Genomic DNA, 20,293 nt, shown 5'->3' on the forward strand with positions numbered 1-20,293 from the left:
GGATCCGCTCCTAAAAGGAAATATCCCCGCTTCTGTAGGAGCGCCGTCCCGGCGCGAGCTTTGACCAGCTTCGCTGTTGAAGAGCTTTTCGCTTCTATCGCGATCTGACGGAAAGAGCTCGCGGCGGGACGCCGCTCCTACCGGCCGGAGACCGCTCCTACCCGGATGCTTGGCGGTCGCGAGTCACGCGATTGCCATGAAGGGCTGAAAACATATCGGGTGCCCTATCCCCACAACATCCGAAAGGCTCTTCCTCTCCATGTCTTCCCCTTTGCGATTCTTCGCGCCCAAGCGTAGCTTGCTGGCGCTCGTGCTGTTGCATGTCATGACCGCCCAGGCGCAGGACGCGTCCACCCCCGATAGCCCCTCCGCGGCGCCAGACGCTACAGGCGATGGCGCCGTGTTCACACTGTCGCAGGTGGACGTCATTGGCCAGGCCACCACTTACGCCAAGAGCTCGGTGACGCGCGAAATGCTGGATCGCCAGTCGGTGATGACCAGCGTCAACGACGTACTGAACGAACTGCCAGGCGTGCTGGTCACCGAGGCCGATACCTACGGTTCTTCCGATTGGGGCACGCAGATCAGCATGCGCGGCTTCGTCAGCAACCGCGACACGCAGCAGATCGGCACCACTATCGACGGGTTGCCCAACGGAGGATCGGGCTACGGCGGCGGATCACGCGCCAACCGCTACTTGGACATCCTCAACCTGCAGACGGTGGAAGTCAGCCAAGGCACCGCCGATATCGCTTCGCGTTCCAACGAAGCGTTGGGCGGCACGCTCAACTACGTCACCGACGATCCTTTGGACGAGCAACGCCTGCGTTTCGTCGTCGGCGCGGGCGAGCACCAGGCGCGCAAGTACTACGTGCGCTACGACAGCGGCGAACTCATGGGTAACACGCGCGCATGGATCAGCGCCTCCAGCGCCGAGAACCGCGATTGGATCGACGGCTCCGGCAAAACCACGCGCGACCACCTGGCCGGCAAGTTCGTCACCGATCTCGGCAGCTGGCAATTGAGCGGCTACCTGTCGTGGGACGACGCCGACGAATCCGAATATTCCAGCGTGTCGCTGGAGCAGTACGCCATCGATCCGGAACACGACAGCCTGATCGGCACATGGACGGGCATTCCCTATCTGGACCAGCAATACCGTTCCGGCTCGCGTGCGCTGCGCGAGAACACCTTCGGCTACCTGCGCGGCCACTTCGACGGCGGCAATTTCAAATCCACCGTTACCGCCTACGGCCATCGCATGAAAGGACGCGGTGACTGGATTCCGCCTTACCTGGCCAACGTCAATGCTGACGGCGCCGGCAATCCCGAATCCGAATTCACCGGTGGCCCCACCAACTACGGCGGGCCCAACCTGGGCAGGTTCTACTTCGTCGATGCCAACGGCGCAGCTGCGACCATGATCGCCGGCTGCACCGGAACCGGCGGTATTCCGGCCGAATACGACCCAAGCTGCTATCCGGCGGGTTCGCTGGCGGTGCAGTCGTACCGCCACAGCCACTACGACAACCGCCGCACCGGCGTGACCGCCGACGTGGAATGGCGGCAGGATTTCGGCGCGGTGGACAACACCATCCGCGGCGGCCTGTGGTTGGAGCGCGCGCGCCGCAGCGTCACCCGCGACTGGCACCGCCTGCTCGATACGCGCGTCGGCATGAACTACGACCACCGTCCGTACTGGGTGCAGTTCAAGGACGCTTACGAGCTGGACGAAACCATGTACTACGTCGAAGACGTGGCCCGTTTCGGTGCCTTTGCCGCGCGCCTGGGCGTCAAGCAGTTCTTCGTCGACCAGCGCCGCGATGAGCGCATCAACAACCAGCAGCACGTGCGTTCGGATTCGGAATCCGACCCGTTGTTCTCCGCGGGCCTCACCTGGACCACACCGGTCAAGGGCATGGAAGCGTTCGCCGGTTTCTCGCAAAACTTCGCGGCCATTCCTTCCGGGGTGCTTGGCGAAACCGATCCTGTGGTTCTCAGCCGGGTCCAGCCGGAAACGGCGGACAACATCGAGCTGGGCTTGCGGGTCAACCGCTGGCCGCTGACCGCCAGCGTGACTGTGTACGACATCCGCTTCGACAATCGCATCGTCTACGTACCGGCCAGCTTCGTCGACGGCATCGACTACCTGGGCGAAACCGACGGTGTCTACGAGAACTTCGGCGGCGTGCACAGCCGCGGTCTGGAAACGGCGCTGGGTTATGGCTGGGACAACGGCTGGCGGTTGTCCGGCGCCTATACCTACAACAAGTCCACCTACCTGGGCAGCGGCAACGCCGAACGCGACGAAGCACTGGAGATCGTCGAAGGCGCGCAGGTGCTCGGCATACCCAAGCACACCTTGGTAGTGTCGGCCGACTGGCAGGGCGAAGCCTGGAACTTCGGCGTCTCGGGCCGCTATCTGGGCGAGCGTTACCTGGATGCTTCCAACAGCGAGAAGATCGATGCGGTAACGCTGTTCAACGCACATGTCGGCGTGGACCTGGCGGATATCTCGCCACGGCTGCGCGGCATGGCGGTGGACCTGACGGTCAACAACCTCACCGACAAGCGCTACCTGTCGGGCGTGGATGGCGGCGGCTCGGCCTTCATCGGTGCGCCGCGCGCAGTGAGCGTCGCGCTGACGGTGGATTTCTAACTCGAGCTCCATAGGGTGGGCCCCGGCCCACCATCGCCATCCCTATCGCTGGTAGTTCACTATCGCCGATAGTTCAATTGAGCCCGCCGATACCGATGTGAATCCCGGCATGGCGTGGGTGGGCCGGGGCCCACCCAATTCCGGAAAATCTCAAGGAAGTGCCATTGGGTCATGGCGACAATTGTGCAGACCTTATCCTAGTCTCAATCGCGCCCGGCAATGCCGGGCGCAGGAGTCCCAATGACCGATCACGTACGCCGCCGGCTGCTGGGGGCGGGCGTTGCCGCAGGCGCCGGGGCGATACTGCCATCCAGCATCGCCCGCGCGCTTTCCATCGCGCCCGATATCCGCAGCGGCACCTTGCAGGACGTCGCGCACGTCGTGGTGTTGATGCAGGAGAACCGCTCCTTCGATCACTACTTCGGCACGCTGGCCGGGGTGCGTGGTTTCGGCGATCGCTTTCCCATTCCAGCGCCCGACCTGCCCGGCACCCCACCGCGCAATGTCTGGGTGCAGCCGCGCGCGGATTCCATTACGCCTGATCTCGATCGGGCTAGCCGCCGGACGATGGCCCCGTTCGCGCTGGATACCGCCAAGCACTTCGGCCATATGCGCGTCGAAGGCACGCCGCACACCTGGCCGGACGCGCAGACCGCCTGGGATCACGGACGCATGGCGGATTGGCCGGCCAGCAAGCGCGATCATTCGATGGGCTATTACCAGCGCGCGGACATTCCGTTCCAGTTCGCCCTGGCCGAAGCCTTCACCGTATGCGATGCCTACCACGCCTCGATGCAGGCGGGCACCAATCCCAACCGCCTGTTCCTGTGGACTGGCGGCATCGATCCGCATGCGCACGGTGGCGGGCCGGCGGTGGCCAACTCGCACGACAACTTTCCCGAACTAGGCGGCCATCCGGCTTCGTACGCCTGGACCACATATGTGGAGCGCCTGCAACGCGCTGGTGTGTCATGGCAGATCTACCAGGATATGGCCGACAACTTCACCGACAATCCGTTGGCCGGTTTCGAGGTGTTCCGCCGCGCCTACCGGTCGGCACCTGGCCACGATCAGGCCTTGCGCGAACGCGGCGTCAGCACTTGCGGGCTGGACCGGCTGCGCCGCGATGTGCGCGAAGGCAAACTGCCGGCGGTGTCCTTCCTTATCGCGCCAGCGGCGGCCAGCGAACATCCGGATCCCTCCAGTCCGGCGCAGGGCGCGGCGTACACCGCGCAAGTACTGGATGCACTCACCGCCGATCCGCGCGTGTGGGGCCGCACCGCGCTGCTGTTGATGTTCGATGAGAACGACGGCTTCTTCGATCATGTGCCGCCACCGGCGCCGCCTTCTCGCGATGACGACGCGCCGAACGGTTGGGCGGGCGCTTCCACCGTGTCCACCGACGGCGAATACCATCTGCACGCCAGTCCCGGTAACGAAAAGCACGACCTGCCCGCATTGCGCGAACGTCCGTACGGATTGGGACCGCGCGTACCGCTGTATGTGGTCTCGCCGTGGAGCACCGGCGGCTGGGTGGATTCGGAAGTGTTCGATCACACCTCGGTGCTGCGCTTCCTGGAAAAGCGGTTTGGTGTGGCCGAACCGAATATCTCATCGTGGCGGCGCGCGGTCTGCGGCGACCTGACCTCGGCCTTTGATTTCACTCGCGCCGATCCTGGCGACATGCTTGGGCGGCTTCCCGCCACCGCCGCCGTCGCGGCACGCGCAGCGGCCTTGCCTGGCCGCACCACGCCGGCGGGTCCCGCGGACATCGAAGTTCCCGTGCAAGAAGCCGGTGTACGGCGGTCACGCGCGCTACCGTACCGGTGGCGCGTGAGTGGCGCCATCGACGCGAACAAACGCGAAGTGTCGCTGGCATTCGCCAACCAGGGCACCACGGCCGCGGTGCTGCACGTCTACGACCGCCACCGATTGGACCGCATTCCGCGCCGCTATACCGTAGGCGCCGGCGAACGCCTGCAGGACAGGTGGCGGCCAGCGAAAGAAGGCGCCTACGATCTGTGGTTGTTGGGACCGAACGGATTCCACCGGAACTACAGCGGCCTGATCGATCAAGGTTGGATCGACGCCGAGGTCGAAGCCGCCAGCGAGGACCGCCTGCGCCTGCACCTGCGCAATCCCGGTGCCGCACCGTGCCGATTGCAACTACGCGCCGACGTTTACCCCAGCGAGATGCCGGAAGAGCCGCTCATGCTGACCGCAGGCGACGAACGCACCATCGAATGGTCATTCGGTTCCGCCGGCGGCTGGTACGACCTGCACCTAAGCGATCCCGAGCGCCCGGGTTGGCAACAGCGGTTAGCGGGACGCGCGGAAACGGGGTGGCATTCGATCAGTGATCCCGCTATGCACGGCGCCGCTTTGCTATGGCGACTTGGATGAACCAGCTCGCGAACCCACAGGGAAAAACCCTGCCTTCGTAGGAGCGGCGTCCCGCCGCGAGCTCTGCGGATATCCAGCATGCGCTGAGATCATGAAGCACCTCGCGAACCCACATGGGAAAAACCCTGCCTTTGTAGGAGCGGCGTCCCGCCGCGAGCTCTTTCCATCAGATCGCGATAAAAGCGAAGAGCTGGCGGCGAGACGCCGCTCCTACAAGAGCAAAAGGCCGCTTCTACAACAATGTCCGCGGGTCGCTCCTATAACGAAACTTCCTACCTTGTAGGAGCGCCGTCCCGGCGCGAGCTCTGCGGATGCCCAGCATGCTCATGAAATCACGAAGCACCTCGCGAACCCACAGGGAAAAACCCTGCCTTCGTAGGAGCGGCGTCCCGCCGCGAGCTCTTTCCATCAGATCGCGATAAAAGCGAAGAGCTCGCGGCGAGACGCCGCTCCTACAAGAGCAAAGGCCGCTCCTACAAAAGAAGGCCGCTCTTGTAAAGGCAAAGGCAACGGCCCGCTACAAAACCGCCGGCGGGGCCTGCTCCGGATCACCATCCAATATCCGCCGCTGCATCGCATCCAGGTACGCATCCGCATCGGCGGTGGATTCGAAGATGTCGTCCATCGGTACGGCCTGCGCCAACTCGATCACTTTCTGGATCTGCGTCTGTGGGTGGACGATCAGCAGCTTGCCTTCGTGCGGGGCCAGCGACTTGCGGGCTTTCAGGATGCAACGCACGCCGGCACTGCTGATGTACTCCAGATGCGCCAGGTCCAGCACCACCGCATTCGGCTTGCCGGCCAACAACGGCGCCAACCGCTCTTCCAACGCCGCATGGCTATGCGTGTCCAGTCGTCCGGCCAGGGTGATGTACTGATTGCCGTTGACGGGCGGGTACACCTCGATAACGAGTTTTTCGACAGCCCGCTTCATCGGCACTCTCCCTGGTGTGGCGTGGCGGGCGAGGCGTCAATCGTCGTCCTGGCCTTCCAGCACTTTACGCTGCATCGCGTCCAGATAGGCATCGGCTTCGGCGGTGGAAGAGAAAATCTCGTTCATCGGCACCGCCTTCACCACGTCGAAGACCTTCTGGATCTGCGGCTGCGGATTGACCACCAGCACCTTGCCGCCACCGGCCGCCAGATACTTGCGCGCCTTGAAGATGGAACGGATGCCGGCGCTGCTGATGTACTCCAGGCCGGACAAATCCAGCACCAGCGAATGCAGCTGCGGTGTCAGTATCGGCACCAGGGCCAGGTCCAGGTCTTCGTAGGTGTGCGTATCCAGGCGGCCGCTGAGGTTGATGCGCTGGCTGCCTTTTCCTGGTGGCTGGATCTGGATATCCAGACTCATGTTTGTTTCTCCAATGTGGGGATACGCAAGCTGACGGACAAAACATTACAACCGTTCACTCGCTCATAGTGCATTTCTTCTGCCACTTGTCGGATCAGGTGCACACCCAGGCCGCCGGTCGGGCGGTCCAGGATGTCGGCATCCAATTCCGGCGAGGGCAGCGACAGCGGGTTGAACGGCGCACCGCTTTCGCGGAACTCTAGCGCAAGCAGACTATCGCGAATTGAGATGTCCACGCGCAATTCGTGCTGCTCGGCTTCGATGTCGCTCAGGTCGCCATGTTCGATGGCGTTGCAGGCCAGTTCCTCCACGATCAACCGCACGTCGTCGCGCAAGCCGCGGCTGACGCCATTGTTCTCCAGTACGGCTTCCAGCGAGGCATTGAGGTCGTCGACACGGGCGTACTCACGCGGGATCATCAATCGCATCTGCATGCGCTAACTCCTGAGGGGATATGTCATAGGGGGACGTGGCCGGCACCGCCGCGACGCGGCGCAACTGGATCGCCAGCACCGTGATGTCGTCCGATTGCGGGGCGGGGTTGGTAAATGCATGTACCTGCGCGATCAGCCGCTGGCACTGCTCGCGCGCGCTGTATTGCGGCTGCAGTGCAGCCCGCAGCCGCTCGACGCCATAGGCCTCGTTGTCCTGGTTGAATGCTTCGGTGACGCCATCGGTGTAGGCCACCAGCGTGGCGCCGTCGGGCAATGTTCCGCGCCAAAGCGGGAAGTCCAGGCTGATCTCGAACCCCAGCGGCGGCCCAGGTTCCACCGGCACCCACTCAGTGCTGCCATCGGGCAGCAACAGCAACGGCGCGTCGTGGCCGGCGCTGGCCATGATGCAGTCGCCGCTTTGCGTGTCGATGGTGCCGCACAGCACGGTGGCGAACATGCAGGTGTCGTTGCCTTCCACCAGTCGGCGCGATGCTTCCGCCAGTACGAGTTCCAGTGATTGCGTTGCGCGCGCGGCGACTTCCAGCACGGTCATGGTGCGTGCCATGAACAATGCCGCTGGCACGCCCTTGTCCGACACATCGCCAATGACGAACCACAGCCGGCCATCGCCGGTCTCCAGGAAACTGTAGAAATCGCCGCCCACCGCCTTGGCCGGTTCCAGCTGCGCCTGCGCTTCCAGATGGATGCCTTGGCGATCGATCACGCAACCGGGCGGCAGCATGGCCAGCTGGATGTCGCGCGCGATCGACAGCTCGCTCTCGATCTTCTGCCGCGCCGCACCCATCTCTTCGATTTCGTGCAACTGCTGGCGGATGGAAACGCGCGCGTGTTCCAGCGTGCGCGCCATCTGCCCGACTTCGTCGCTGCCGCCGGTATGCGGCACCGGCGTTTCGTAATGGCCCTGCGCCAAGTGCGCGGCGGAATCCGACAAGCGTTCCATCGGCCGGCTGATGCGGCGGGCCAGCTTGCGCACCACCAGCATGCAGATCAATGCCAACAGTGCGCCCACCGCGATCAGCAGATAAAGCGCATGGTTGAGCCGCGCGACGATCAACCCATAAGACTGCGCGACCAACAGCATCCAACCGCTGTCGCCCACCGGTTCCACCACCGTGTAGCGCTTCTCTGCGCTTTTCAGATCGGTATGTACAAACTGCACGCGCTGGCGTGAGCGTACGGCTTCGGCGGCGGGTGCGAAATCGTGGCGGCCAACGCGGCGGATGTAATCGTCCAATGTTTCCAGCTGTTCGACTTCCACTTCCGGATTCATGGCCAGCGTGCCCGCTGGCGCCACCAGCGACACCCGCCAGCCCGGCATGTTCGCCATTGATTCGACCATTTCGGTCAGGTTGCTCAACGGCAGATCCAGGCTGACCATGCCGCGCGTGACCGCACCGCGGCCCGGGTCGCGCAACGGCATGTTGTAGGTGACCATCCACACGCCGCCGGCGGTTTCGTTGAGATAGGGCTCGGACCACCAACCGGCGGGTGCCGCCACGGTGCGCTGGTACCAGCCTTGGTTGCGAAAGGCATAGCCGTCAGCGGCGAGATCGCGGTCGCGGCCATTCGCGGCGACATACCGGGCGAACATCGCATCGTCGCGTTGCCGCGGTTCCAGGATCAACAACCCGCCCGCGCAACCGGGCGTGGCTTTCACCATCGCACGCAGCGTGATGGTCAGTTCTTCGGCATCCAGGTTCGAACTGGCCACCAGGTTCGACACACCCTGCGTGGTGATGGTCACCACGCGCATCGCGTCGTCCAACCGCGACGCGGCTTCTTGCGTGCTGGCGCGGGTGTCGTGGCGCGCGTCTTCTTCGATGGCGCGCCGGCCAAACCAAGCCGCCGTCAATGCCAGCAGCAACAACAGCACCACATTGACCAAGCCCGCCCACAACGCGATGCGCGTGCGCAGGCTTCGTCCCCACTGCACGCCGTTGCCAAACCTGCCTTGCGTGTCTTTATCGACATGCGGCGGTGCTTGCGTTGGTTGTTGTCTTCCCGACATTCCGATCCCCCGATCTTCCCGCCGCCGATGATATGACGTGTGCTTTGCTGCAAAGCGTCAAAGGTCTCACTTTGGTGTGGTGGCTTGTCCTGGGACAGCGAAAAAACGCCTTCCATACGCACGCGTAGCCCCGAAATCAGCCCTGGCCGGGCGTGTCCGGGCGTGGCGGTGCGTTACACTTTAGAACTCACTAAAACGATAACAGCCGCGCGCAGGCGTGGTGCTACGGGAGTGGTAATGAACTGGCTGAACGAGATGCTGCAGAACGATCCGGACCCGACCGAAACCCGGGAGTGGATCGATTCTATCCAGGCGGTGATCGACAACGAAGGCGCCCTGCGCGCCCACCAGCTGCTGGAAGGCATGGTGGAACTGACGCGCCGCGCTGGCGCCTACCTGCCGTTCTCGCCCACCACTGAATACGTCAACACCATCGCCCCCCAGAACGAGGCCAAATCGCCCGGCGATCCGGCGCTGGAATGGCGTATCCGTTCGATCATCCGCTGGAACGCCATGGCGACCGTCGTGCGCGCCAACCGCAAGCCCGGCGACCTGGGCGGACACATCGCCAGCTTCGCCTCCGGTGCCACGCTTTACGACGTCGGTTTCAACCACTTCTGGCGCGCGCCCAGCGACCAACACCCCGGCGACCTGCTGTTCATCCAGGGCCATAGCTCGCCCGGCATCTACGCGCGCTCGTTCCTGGAAGGCCGCATCAACGAAGCACAGCTGGACAACTTCCGCATGGAAGTCGACGGCCAGGGCATTTCTTCCTATCCGCATCCCTGGTTGATGCCGGACTACTGGCAGACGCCCACCGTGTCGATGGGCCTGGGCCCGCTGGCGGCGATCTACCAGGCGCAATTCATGAAGTACCTGGAGCACCGCGGCCTGATCGAGAAGTCCGACCGCAAGGTGTGGTGCTTCATCGGCGACGGCGAATCCGACGAGCCGGAAACCCTGGGCGCCATCGCCCTGGCCGGCCGCGAAGGGTTGGACAACCTGATCTTCGTCGTCAACTGCAACCTGCAGCGCCTGGACGGCCCGGTACGCGGCAACGGCAAGATCATCCAGGAACTGGAAGGCGTGTTCCGCGGCGGCGGCTGGAACGTCATCAAACTGCTGTGGGGCAGCTACTGGGATCCGCTTCTGGCGCGCGACACCAACGGCGTGCTGAAGAAGCTGATGATGGAAACGGTTGACGGCGAATACCAGAACTGCAAGGCGTTCGGCGGCGCTTACACGCGCGCCAACTTCTTCAATAAGTACCCGGAAACCGCCGCCATGGTGGCCAGCCTGTCCGACGACGACATCTGGCGCCTCAACCGCGGCGGCCACGACCCGCACAAGGTCTACGCCGCCTACCACGAAGCCGTGAACACCCAGGGCATGCCCACGGTGATCCTGGCCAAGACGGTCAAGGGCTACGGCATGGGTTCGGCGGGCGAATCGCTCAACCCCACCCACCAGACCAAGAAGCTGGACAACGAAGCCATCAAGACCTTCCGCGACCGCTTCAATATCCCGGTCAGCGACAAGCAGCTGGAAGACGACGCACAGATTCCGTTCTACCACCCCGGCGAAGACTCGCCGGAAGTGCAGTACCTCAAGGAACGCCGCGCCGCACTGGGCGGCTACCTGCCGCAGCGCCGCCGCAAGGCCGACCTGTCGCTGGAAGCGCCCAAGCTGGAAAGTTACGACCGTCTGCTCAAGTCCACCGGCGACCGCGAAATCTCCACCACCATGGCGTTCGTGCAGGCGCTCAACATCACCCTGCGCGACAAGCAGATCGGTCCGCGCATCGTCCCCATCGTGGCCGACGAAGCGCGCACCTTCGGCATGGAAGGCATGTTCCGCCAGATCGGCATCTATGCGCCGTTCGGCCAGAAGTACAAGCCGGTCGACGCCGACCAGCTGATGTACTACCGCGAAGACCAGGGCGGGCAGGTGCTGCAGCAGGGCATCAGCGAACCAGGCGCCATCGCCTCGTGGATGGCCGCCGGCACCAGCTACTCGGTCAGCAACGTGCCCATGCTGCCGTTCTACATCTACTACTCCATGTTCGGCTTCCAGCGCGTCGGCGACCTGGCGTGGCAGGCGGCGGACATGCGTACCCGCGGCTTCCTGCTGGGCGGCACCGCCGGCCGCACCACGCTCAACGGCGAAGGCCTGCAGCACGAAGACGGCCACAGCCACCTGCTGGCCGGCGCCATTCCCAACTGCCGCAGCTACGACCCCACCTTCGGTTTCGAAGTCACCGTCATCCTGCAACACGGCGTCAAGCGGATGATGGAAGAGCAGGTGGATGAGTACTACTACATCACCCTGATGAACGAAAACTACGCCCAGCCGGACATGCCGGAAGGCGCGGCCGAAAGCATCATCAAGGGCATGTACCTGCTGAAGGACGCCGGCAAGCCCAAGAAGGGCGAACTGCGCGTGCAACTGCTCGGCAGCGGCACCATCCTGCGCGAAGCCATGTTCGCCGCCGAACTGCTGGACAAGGACTTCGGCGTCAGCGCCGACATCTGGTCCTGCCCCAGCTTCAACGAACTCCGCCGCGACGGTTTCGACGCCGAACGCTGGAACCGCCTCAACCCCGAAGCCAAGACCCCGCGCAAAGCATTCGTCACCGAAAACCTCGAAGGCCGCAGCGGCCCCGCCATCGCCGCAACCGACTACGTCCGCGGCTTCGCCGACCAGATCCGCGCCTTCATCCCAATGAGCTACACCGTACTGGGCACCGACGGCTTCGGCCGCTCGGATACCCGCGCCAACCTGCGCCGCTTCTTCGAAGTGGATAGGTACTACATTGCGCATGCCGCGATTGCGGCGTTGGCTAAGGAAGGCAAGATGACGGGTAAGGATGTGGCGAGAGCGATTAAGCAGTACAAGATTGATGTGGAGAAGGTTAATCCGGTTGGGGTTTGAATAGTGCTGGGTGGATTGTGTATCTCAGAAGGGCGTCCAGTGGACGCCCTTCTTTTTCAGGTGCGAATCTGGAGTAGGAAACCGATGTAGTCTTACGGCGAAATTGCGCCGCGGCACTATTGGGGGGGGCGTGGAACTTGCTGATCTAAAGAAGCGACTACAGGGCCATCTTGGCGATGGTCTTGTTCTTATCGTCGGCTCAGGGCTGTCCTGCGCCGAAGGTGTTCCGGGCATGGAGGCATTAGGCAACCATCTTGTCACGCACATTCCCGCAATACTGTCCGAAGAGGACAGCAAGCTATGGGAGAAAATCCATCCCAGCATTATGGCTGAGGGGTTGGAGGCAGCCCTGCTGAAGTGCGCCCCCAGGGTAGAAAGTATGGTTTCTCACTGCTCGTGGTAAGCCAAAGGCCTTCTGACGTAAGTCGGACAATTCTTTCGCAGTGCAATAATTTCTTGGCATTGAGATTAACGAATGACAGCGACCAGAACGTCATCAAGCGATTGATGCCGGACTCTCTAGTTGGGCTCACGGCCATGCTGCCGCTGCTGGATACAGGCGAAGCCTTGCTTCTTGGCGATGCGGTTCTTTTGCCAACCAGAATTAGGCTCGATCAGCCACAAGTGAAGCCTGACAGCGCCACCCGTGACTTCTGGAGGGAGTGGGGGTCGATGCAGCCCAGCGAGGAGTTGCTTGAGGTGGCGGTCGAATGCCTCCGGAGTCAAACACGAGCGACCTGATGCGGTTGAACAGACGGGAACGGAGTCAGGTCCACTTACATGCAAGTAGCGGCTGACTGCTTTCGAGGGTGGTGAGTTGGCGGAACGCCTGTAGGAAAACAGGGGTCAGATTGCACTTTCCTCTGTTCGCAACAGACGAAATCGCGTACAGACGCGTTCGGCGGCGATCTGCGCTTGCCGCGAGAACCTGTAGGAAAAGTGCGATCTGCCCCAGGTCTCGGACTCCGGTTCGGGGTCGGTTCGACCTTCACTTGTCCTTACGCGCGCGTTCTGCATTGAGCCTTACGCGCGACTTGGCGTCGCCTAGCGCCACACCGCGTTCGAGCAGCGCTAGTGCAAGGGTGCGGTCACCGTCGGCGTTGCGCTCCAGGCGCATGAGAGCGGCGTTGTAGGCGGCGATGGCGCTGCCTTTCTTTGCGGCGTGTTCGAATCCGGCGAGCGCCTTATCCGGGCACAGGAAGAAGACGTCCCAGCCGGCGGCAGCGCGCATCAACATTTCGGCGTCGTCCTCCGGAATCTGCTCCTCTACGAAGGCAGGCCAGCCGGCTACCAGCGGCACGAACACTTCGTCGCCCTTCGGCAGGGAGTACGACCCCGCGCCTTCGCGCACGGTGAATGCTTGGCGTGTAGTGCGGCGTGCGCCGTCCTGCGCCAGCCATAGAAAGCCGTCCTCGCCCCGCACAGGGAAGCCGCCGAGAGCCTTCGACACGCGGTCGGCCAATGACGGAACCCCCGGTTCCGGTGATACGCCCATCCAAGAAGCGATGAACTCGACACGCTCCAGCTTGCCGAGCTGGGGCCGTATGACATCTGCTACGTCGTCGACGGTGAGGATGCGCATCTGACCGTCGTACATGCGCCAAGGACTCGCCTGAAGGCCGATCGTCAAAATTGAATCGATGTCCGGCACTGCTTCCATGTACTCGTACAGCGCTTTGCCGGAGTGAACGCAATCGGGCGAACCCTGCGTGGAAGAGCAGGTGTTCACCGTGAGCGCACCCGACAACGACAGGTGCGACGTGTCGCACGCCAGCGCGCCAGGGCTGAGCAGGCAAAGGACGAGGAGGGCGGGCTTCATGGTGAGGTTCACCTATAAGTCGAAGATGACACGCGGTTTGCAGCTCGATTACACGATAGCAAGCCGCTGGGTTCACCTATGGGTGATCGCCTTCTCAAACCTTCTTACGAATCCGACCAGATCCTGACCGCAGGCCAGGCAGTACTCGCGTAACTGCAGCAGGTCCAACCTCCGGGTGCCACGCTCGACATCGCTGACGTAGGACTGTGGACGCCCGAGCAATGCGGATAGCTCAGTCTGCGTCAGGCCGGCTTTAGTCCGGATATCAAGCAGTAGTTGGAGCAGCGGCTGGTACTCGGCCTTGTGGATCGACTTGGCGGACATTGCGGCGGCACGAATGAAGACCGCACCCACCCTATATCTGGTTTTCAAATATCTGAAAAGTAGATACAGTTCCCGTGACGGATGCCCAATCGCCTGACGTTGTGGTCTATGCCGGGTAGGCGCAAACCGGCGGGACTTCCCATGATGAAGGTCGACTACTGGCAGGTCCGCCATGCGAAGTCACGAGTCAACGGAACATAAAAGGAGAAAAGGATGCTGGCAGACAAGGAACACAGACGAACGGATACAAAAGCCATTGAGGCGGACTCCCGCACTTCGCTGGAGCAGATGATCTCGCTATTGCAAGGTGGCCAAGGAGCCGCATTGGCCGATGCGGGATTGACGCGCCTTGGCACTGAGCAACTGGATTCGCTGCACCGCCATGCTTCGCATCAGGCGCGGCTGTGCCGTGAGCGGGCCAACCAGTTGCTGTGGCTGATGTTGTATTGGATGGAAGATTGCGGGAGGCATCCACCTGATGACCTCGTCGCCAGCGCGACCCAAGTAGCAACGCTGGCGCAGGAGCGCCAGCGCTGGATGGCGCTGGCGGAGAACGCGCGGTACTACCAGCAGCATCCCGACGTGGCGGCGAAGGTATCGCGTAGCCTTGGGTAATGCATCTTGCCTACGGCGGTCTGAAATCGGTGATACAGCCATTGCAGCTCTGCGTCGTCAGTCCGCTTGCGGTAAACGTGTTTACTTCATAGCCTCTCTTAGCCAGGGGAAGCCTTCACTGCTCAATCATGTCTATCTCAAGTTCTTCCATAGACCAATGACCGAGGCTTGGAGCGAGACGTAGAGCAGTATCTTCCCGGGACCGCTCAACGGAAGACTGGCGGCGAGGACAGAAGAAGTAGAACTAAGGGGCAACATGTTCAAGAAGTTTATAACGGTCGCGATAGTGACTTTGGTTTTCTATGCGCCGTACACCCGCTTTTCCATGGCGTCCGCACAGGGATATCCGGAGAACCTCTGCACGGTATTCGGTGGCACCTACTGGAACTGCAGCAGGGCACAAGCATTTGCTGAATGCCAGCGATTGACAAAGGCGTACAGCGATTTTCGTATCCAGCAGATGTATCCGGCGAACTATTTTCTGAGCAAGGTTCACCCAGGAACCTGCGAGTTTGGTGAAAGCAATCCGCGGACAGGCCGATTTCTCGTGAAGACACTGGAGTCGGACGACAGCGGTGCATCCTGGGAGTGGAAAGGCTGGACTTATGCATACTTTTCGTTACCCGCTGCTGTGCTGCCGGGATCACCAGAACCTTTGGACCCAGGGAAGAACAACGACTGTGGTGATTGCACGGTAACCGGGCCCATACTGGCCGGGAATCCGGTCAATTTTCTTACTGGCGGGAAGCTGGAAACTGCCGTCGACTATCGCGCTGCATCTGGCGGGCTGGAATGGAATCGCTACTACTCTAGCCAGCAACCCATCCAACCGCGGGGGGCAGCTATCGGGCCTCGTTGGAGGACTTGGCTCGACCGGCGTGTAGATGTCTATGAGGTTTCCGGCGTAACCACCGCCCTCGTTAGCCGTCCGAACGGCGATCTATATCTTTACACCCGAAATTCGAGCGGTATCTGGGTCGGCGACACCGACGTGAAGTACAGTCTCGCGCCGCTCATGAGTGGCTCGACTCAAACCGGGTGGGAGGTCAGAACATCCCAAAATTCTGTCGAGCGCTTTGATCTGGACGGCAAGCTGTCTTCTGTTTCAGAGTTGAATGGCGATGAACTAATCGTCACCTATGTCTCGGACAAGCCTTCAGCGGTGACCGACAGGCACGGACGTTCGATTGCCTTGACGTATACCGCCGACAGGCTGTCGGGCTTAACGCTCCCCGACGGTTCAAAGATTCAGTATGGATTCGACACTGACGGCCGTCTTGAGGCGGTGCAATATCAGACCGGGACGTCTGATGGAACGCCTCAGTTTGATTCCATCCGGTACAAGTACGAAGACAGTGCGCGTCCCTATGCCTTGACAGGAAAAGTCGATGAGACGAACGGGGCACATGTCACTTGGACTTATAACTCCAGTGGACAAGTGCAGAGCACCGTTAAGGGTGATCCCTCTGGGAGTATCGAGAAGATCCAGTTTTCCTACAGTACCTCCGGCGTCACCGCGACTTACCCCCTGGGTGAAAGCGTTACGCACATCGCTGTGAGGCAGGCGGGAAGAGCCAAGCTTGCTGCTTCCAACAAGCTCTGCCCAGGATGTGATGGGCAGTCGTTACAGTCCCGAACCTATGACCAGAATGGCTATCCGGATCTGAGTGTCGAATTTTCCGGAATCACCACGGATAACGACTACGACGTTCGTGGCCTGGTGGTTCAGAAGACCGAAGCCAGCAACGACACCACGGGCAGAAAGAGGACTGCTCAGATCGATTGGCACGCGGATTTCCGAGTCCCATCCGAACGCCGCACCTACAACGCCACCAATACCTTGGTCAGCAAATCCACCTGGACCTACAACACCCGCGGCCAAGCGCTGACCTCGACACAGATTGATCCTGCCACGAACGTAGCTCGCACTGTCACCAGCACCTACTGCGAACAAGCCGACGTTACCGCTGGCACCTGTCCCCTGGTCGGCCTGACCACTTCAGTGGATGGTCCGCTAGACGGCACGGTAGACACCACCACCTACACCTACTACCCGGCCGACGACGCCACCTGCGCCACATCTCCCACCACGTGTCCGCACCGCAAAGGCGACCTCTGGAAAGTCACCAACGCGCTGGGCCAGGTTACCGAGACCTTGCGTTACGACGGCGCCGGCCGCGTGCTGTCGGTCAAGGACCCCAACGGCATCATCACCGATTTCGAGTACCACCCGCGTGGCTGGCTGACCGCACGCAAGACCCGCGGCACGGTTGGTACTTCGGAAGCCGACGACCAGATCACCCGCATCGAGTATTGGCCGACGGGGCTGGTGAAGAAGGTGACCCAGCCGGACGGCGCGTTCACGGCGTACACCTATGACGCGGCGCATCGGCTGACCGATATCGCCGACAACGCCGGCAACCAGATCCACTACGTGCTGGACAACGCCGGCAATCGCATCAAGGAAGACACCAAGGACGCTGGCGGCAACCTCAAGCGCACACTGTCGCGCGTCTACAACCAGCTGGGCCAGTTGGCCACACAGGCGGACGCGCAAGCCAACCCCACTGATTTCACCTACGATGCCAATGGCAACCCAAACACCATCACCGATGCCCTGGGCCGGGTCACCGACAACGACTACGACCCGCTGAATCGACTGGCCCGGACGCTGCAGGATGTGGGTGGCATCGCCGCCGAGACCCAGTTCCAATACGACGCCCTGGATAACCTGACCCAGGTCACCGACCCCAAAGGTCTGGACACCCGCTACACCTACAACGGCCTGGGCGATCTGACTCAGCTGCAAAGCCCGGACACTGGCACCACCACCTACACCTACGACAGCGCCGGCAACCGCAAGACCCAGACCGATGCGCGCGGCGTCATCACGCAGTACGACTACGACGCCCTCAACCGGCTGACGAGCATCGTGTACCCGGATGCCGCGTTGAATATCGCCTACACCTACGACATCGTGCCAACGGTGTGCGCAGCGGGCGAAGGCTTCGCCATCGGTCGGCTCAGCACCATGACTGACGGTAGCGGCGCCACCCAGTACTGCTACGACCGCTTCGGCAACCTGGCCCGCAAGGTGCAGACCACCAACGGCGTCACCTTTGTGCTGCGTTACGCCTACACCCTGGCCGGCCAGCTACAGGCCATGATCTACCCGGACGGCACCACCGTGGACTACGTCCGCGACGCGCAAGGCCGAACCACGGAAGTCGGCGTCACCCGCACCGGCCAACCACGCGATGTGCTGCTGTACCAAGCCAGCTATCACCCGTTTGGCCCCGTTGCGAGTTGGAGCTACGGCAACGGCCGGCAGATGCTGCGCTCGCTGGACCAAGACTACCGCCCGCTGGCGGTCCAAGACCCCGGCACCGGTGGCCTATCGCTGAACTTCGGCTTCGACGCCGTCGGCAACCTGACTCAGCTGACCAGCGGCTCACCCCCGCCGCTCTCCTTCGTCTACGACCCACTCGGCCGCCTGACCGAAACCCGCGACGGCCCCACCCAGACCCCCATCGACACCTACACCTACGACAAAACCGGCAACCGCACCGCCCACACCACCGCCGCCGGCACCAGCGCCTATGGCTACCTCACCAACAACCACCGCCTCACCGACGTCGGCGGCGTGATCCGCGGTTACGACGAAGTAGGCAACACCCTCAACATCGGCGCCGCCAAGGAGTTCGTCTACAACGACGCCAACCGTATGAGCCAGGTCAAACAAGCCGGCGTGGTGGCGATGAACTACGCCTACAACGGCCGTGGCGAACAAGTCCGCAAGCACCTCGGCACCAGCAACACCTATACGCTTTACGATGAAGCCGGCCACTGGTTGGGCGACTACGACGACGCTGGCACACCACTCCAGCAAGCCCTCTGGATGGACGACCTGCCGGTGGGTCTGCTCGCCAACGGCAACCAATTGCACTACATCCAACCCGACCACCTAGGGACTCCGCGTGTCGTCATCGAAGTGGCACGCGACGTGCCGGTGTGGACCTGGGACGTGAAGGGTGACGCCTTCGGTAACACCGCACCGGATCAGAATCCGGATGGGGACGCGAACGCGTTCGTGTTTGATATGCGGTTTCCAGGGCAGCGGTTTGATGCGGTGAGTGGGCTGAACCAGAATTATTTTCGGGACTACGACTCAGCTACGGGGAGATATGCCCAAAGCGATCCGATTAGCCTTGCCAGTGACATCTCAACCTATCGGTACGCCGAGAGCAGCCCAAACTTATTCACCGATCACTTTGGCCTATTTGGAAGTCCATTAAGTGATAAGTTTCCGATGCCATGGGATCCTCAACGATGTGCGGAAATACTTCGTCAGATAAAACAAAAGCGTGACGAGATTGGCAAAAGGTTCTCTGAATTTGATAGGAACTCGGGCAATCTCCCCAATACCGCGCCAGGACCTTTGCGAGCAGATCGAATGGGGCACATGACGCTCATCAACATACTGGATAGTCAAGCGCGCAAGCTGGAAGATGACTACGATCGTCATTGTCGCGGACCGGGTCCCGCGTGCCCGGTGCCAGTTTCCTCTCCAGCCAATGCAGAAGATCCCGCGAAAAACCCGCAGACTGCTCCGGCCGCAGGCATAGGAACAATTCTTTTAATCATGCTTATCGGCTATCTAGCGGCATCCACTTAAAATGAAGAAGCAAAAGCTCGAAATATTAAATGCATACGGCGAACGTATCTTTGTGCTGCATGTCGATGACGCATCAACTGGATTCAAAGGGCTAACGTTGGAGACACTTTTCGCCCCGTGCGCGAAGCTGCCTGCGATGGACTTCTCAGGCTGCAAAATGTACAAGCCATTGCTTTCAGAGGCCGACCTCTCTTTCAGCAATTTCTCCGATGCCGACTTGAGCGGCGCGAATCTCCAGAACGCCGTTCTAAGGCATGTCAATTTTTCAAATGCCAAGTTCACACAAGATGCATTTGGAAACAGCGGATCTGTTGCTGGCGCTGATTTGACTTCTGCCATACTCGATGGCGCCGTTCTCGATGGCGTTGAGTACGACAATGACACAATTTTCCCGGAGTTCTTCGATCCTGCGGCACACGGCATGGTTTTGAAGACCGAGGAGAGCTGAGGGTGTTTCGCAGGGGCAAAGGCATTCTCCAACCGCTTCTTGTTCTAGCAAAAAAGGGGTCAGGTTCATTTATCTCCCGCACACGGGCGGCCACGCGGTCTGAGGGTGGCGGCGCGCTGGGTTAGAGTCTCGACCTGTGCGCGAAAGCGGTCGCTGCCAACGGCGCGCTGTTGGTGCGTGTGCGCCCGTAGGGCCTCGGTGTCTTCAGAGGGCGGAGCGTATTGGAACAGGAAGCGGTAGATCTGCTGACGTTCTGTCGGGCAGAGGCCCAAGTCGAGATAGCACGGGTGCGGCGTGATGCGTGCTTCGTCGATGCCTTGGGCATTGCAGTGATGGCTCGACCATCGGTAGTCCCTCGGATGAACCACCATCCCTGCCAGGACCGGATTAGCTCGATGTAGCGATAGCAGGTCAGCAGGTAGCGATCATGATCGACCAGCGCTGACTTGAATCGTGCCACCCATAGCGTGCCGGGACGCCACAAATACTTGTTGCCATGTTGTGCATGGCGGGATCTGGGCCCGGTAAAACTAGACTAGAATCCCAACACTTCCCGTATTCGCAGACCAGCAAGCGGGATACGCAGATCTGGTCAATCAGCC

12 protein-coding genes are annotated in these 20,293 nt (G+C 61.6%); 6 read left to right on the plus strand and 6 right to left on the minus strand.

Features of this window, described 5'->3' with window-relative positions; all coding sequences use genetic code 11:
* The first annotated feature begins 325 nt into the window (after positions 1 to 325).
* Positions 326 to 2,659, plus strand: a complete 2,334-nt coding sequence (locus AB6O04_RS19695) for a TonB-dependent receptor (protein ID WP_368566126.1) — start codon at positions 326 to 328, stop codon at positions 2,657 to 2,659.
* A 240-nt stretch (positions 2,660 to 2,899) separates the two neighbouring features.
* Positions 2,900 to 5,062 (plus strand): phosphocholine-specific phospholipase C, encoded by a 2,163-nt coding sequence (locus AB6O04_RS19700; RefSeq protein WP_368566109.1) that lies wholly within the window; start codon positions 2,900 to 2,902, stop codon positions 5,060 to 5,062.
* A gap of 517 nt (positions 5,063 to 5,579) precedes the next feature.
* Here AB6O04_RS19700 and AB6O04_RS19705 read toward each other — a convergent pair.
* From AB6O04_RS19705 to AB6O04_RS19720, 4 genes are read right to left on the minus strand one after another with little or no spacing between them, the layout of a single operon-like run.
* Positions 5,580 to 5,996 carry an STAS domain-containing protein gene (locus AB6O04_RS19705; RefSeq protein WP_368566110.1) on the minus strand — a complete coding sequence of 139 codons (417 nt, stop codon included), beginning with the start codon at positions 5,994 to 5,996 and terminating at the stop codon, positions 5,580 to 5,582.
* 36 nt (positions 5,997 to 6,032) lie between these two features.
* On the minus strand, positions 6,033 to 6,416 hold the full coding sequence (locus AB6O04_RS19710; protein ID WP_368566111.1) for an STAS domain-containing protein: 384 nt from the start codon (positions 6,414 to 6,416) through the stop codon (positions 6,033 to 6,035).
* On the minus strand, positions 6,413 to 6,850 hold the full coding sequence (locus AB6O04_RS19715; RefSeq protein WP_368566112.1) for an ATP-binding protein: 438 nt from the start codon (positions 6,848 to 6,850) through the stop codon (positions 6,413 to 6,415). The genes AB6O04_RS19710 and AB6O04_RS19715 overlap by 4 nt, the downstream gene beginning before the upstream one ends.
* A complete protein-coding gene (locus tag AB6O04_RS19720; RefSeq protein WP_368566113.1) occupies positions 6,822 to 8,879 on the minus strand; it encodes a SpoIIE family protein phosphatase in 2,058 nt (685 codons plus the stop codon). Before AB6O04_RS19720 ends, AB6O04_RS19715 begins: the two co-directional genes overlap by 29 nt.
* 237 nt (positions 8,880 to 9,116) lie before the next feature.
* Between AB6O04_RS19720 and aceE the strand changes: the two genes are divergently transcribed.
* Complete coding sequence (aceE, locus tag AB6O04_RS19725) at positions 9,117 to 11,810, plus strand: pyruvate dehydrogenase (acetyl-transferring), homodimeric type (RefSeq protein WP_368566114.1); 2,694 nt, start codon at positions 9,117 to 9,119, stop codon at positions 11,808 to 11,810.
* A gap of 988 nt (positions 11,811 to 12,798) precedes the next feature.
* Here the strand turns inward: aceE and AB6O04_RS19730 are convergent.
* Both AB6O04_RS19730 and AB6O04_RS19735 read right to left on the minus strand, forming a co-directional pair.
* Positions 12,799 to 13,629 (minus strand): hypothetical protein, encoded by an 831-nt coding sequence (locus tag AB6O04_RS19730; RefSeq protein ID WP_368566115.1) that lies wholly within the window; start codon positions 13,627 to 13,629, stop codon positions 12,799 to 12,801.
* A 72-nt stretch (positions 13,630 to 13,701) separates the two neighbouring features.
* Positions 13,702 to 13,953: a multiprotein-bridging factor 1 family protein gene (locus AB6O04_RS19735; protein ID WP_368566127.1), complete on the minus strand. Its 252-nt coding sequence runs from the start codon at positions 13,951 to 13,953 to the stop codon at positions 13,702 to 13,704.
* Positions 13,954 to 14,166: 213 nt separating this feature from the next.
* Between AB6O04_RS19735 and AB6O04_RS19740 the strand changes: the two genes are divergently transcribed.
* The 3 genes from AB6O04_RS19740 (at position 14,167) to AB6O04_RS19750 (ending at position 19,691) form a co-directional block, all read left to right on the plus strand.
* Positions 14,167 to 14,568 carry a hypothetical protein gene (locus AB6O04_RS19740; RefSeq protein ID WP_368566117.1) on the plus strand — a complete coding sequence of 134 codons (402 nt, stop codon included), beginning with the start codon at positions 14,167 to 14,169 and terminating at the stop codon, positions 14,566 to 14,568.
* Positions 14,569 to 14,824: 256 nt separating this feature from the next.
* A complete protein-coding gene (locus AB6O04_RS19745) occupies positions 14,825 to 19,243 on the plus strand; it encodes an RHS repeat-associated core domain-containing protein (RefSeq protein WP_368566118.1) in 4,419 nt (1,472 codons plus the stop codon).
* A gap of 1 nt (position 19,244) precedes the next feature.
* The gene (locus AB6O04_RS19750) at positions 19,245 to 19,691 is read left to right on the plus strand and encodes a pentapeptide repeat-containing protein (protein WP_368566119.1); all 447 of its coding nucleotides are present in this window, start codon (positions 19,245 to 19,247) and stop codon (positions 19,689 to 19,691) included.
* The last annotated feature ends 602 nt before the right edge of the window (positions 19,692 to 20,293 follow it).

It is taken from the genome of Pseudoxanthomonas sp. UTMC 1351 (assembly GCF_040948865.1).
Taxonomy (GTDB): Bacteria; Pseudomonadota; Gammaproteobacteria; order Xanthomonadales; family Xanthomonadaceae; genus Pseudoxanthomonas_A.

Excerpts from the sequence above, each read along its gene's own strand:
- AB6O04_RS19695 (WP_368566126.1), top strand. The coding sequence starts at position 326 with ATGACCGCCCAGGCGCAGGACGCGTCCACCCCCGATAGCCCCTCCGCG.
- AB6O04_RS19700 (WP_368566109.1), top strand. The coding sequence starts at position 2,900 with ATGACCGATCACGTACGCCGCCGGCTGCTGGGGGCGGGCGTTGCCGCA.
- AB6O04_RS19705 (WP_368566110.1), bottom strand. The coding sequence starts at position 5,996 with ATGAAGCGGGCTGTCGAAAAACTCGTTATCGAGGTGTACCCGCCCGTC.
- AB6O04_RS19710 (WP_368566111.1), bottom strand. The coding sequence starts at position 6,416 with ATGAGTCTGGATATCCAGATCCAGCCACCAGGAAAAGGCAGCCAGCGC.
- AB6O04_RS19715 (WP_368566112.1), bottom strand. The coding sequence starts at position 6,850 with ATGCAGATGCGATTGATGATCCCGCGTGAGTACGCCCGTGTCGACGAC.
- AB6O04_RS19720 (WP_368566113.1), bottom strand. The coding sequence starts at position 8,879 with ATGTCGGGAAGACAACAACCAACGCAAGCACCGCCGCATGTCGATAAA.
- aceE (WP_368566114.1), top strand. The coding sequence starts at position 9,117 with ATGAACTGGCTGAACGAGATGCTGCAGAACGATCCGGACCCGACCGAA.
- AB6O04_RS19730 (WP_368566115.1), bottom strand. The coding sequence starts at position 13,629 with ATGAAGCCCGCCCTCCTCGTCCTTTGCCTGCTCAGCCCTGGCGCGCTG.
- AB6O04_RS19735 (WP_368566127.1), bottom strand. The coding sequence starts at position 13,953 with ATGTCCGCCAAGTCGATCCACAAGGCCGAGTACCAGCCGCTGCTCCAA.
- AB6O04_RS19740 (WP_368566117.1), top strand. The coding sequence starts at position 14,167 with ATGCTGGCAGACAAGGAACACAGACGAACGGATACAAAAGCCATTGAG.
- AB6O04_RS19745 (WP_368566118.1), top strand. The coding sequence starts at position 14,825 with ATGTTCAAGAAGTTTATAACGGTCGCGATAGTGACTTTGGTTTTCTAT.
- AB6O04_RS19750 (WP_368566119.1), top strand. The coding sequence starts at position 19,245 with ATGAAGAAGCAAAAGCTCGAAATATTAAATGCATACGGCGAACGTATC.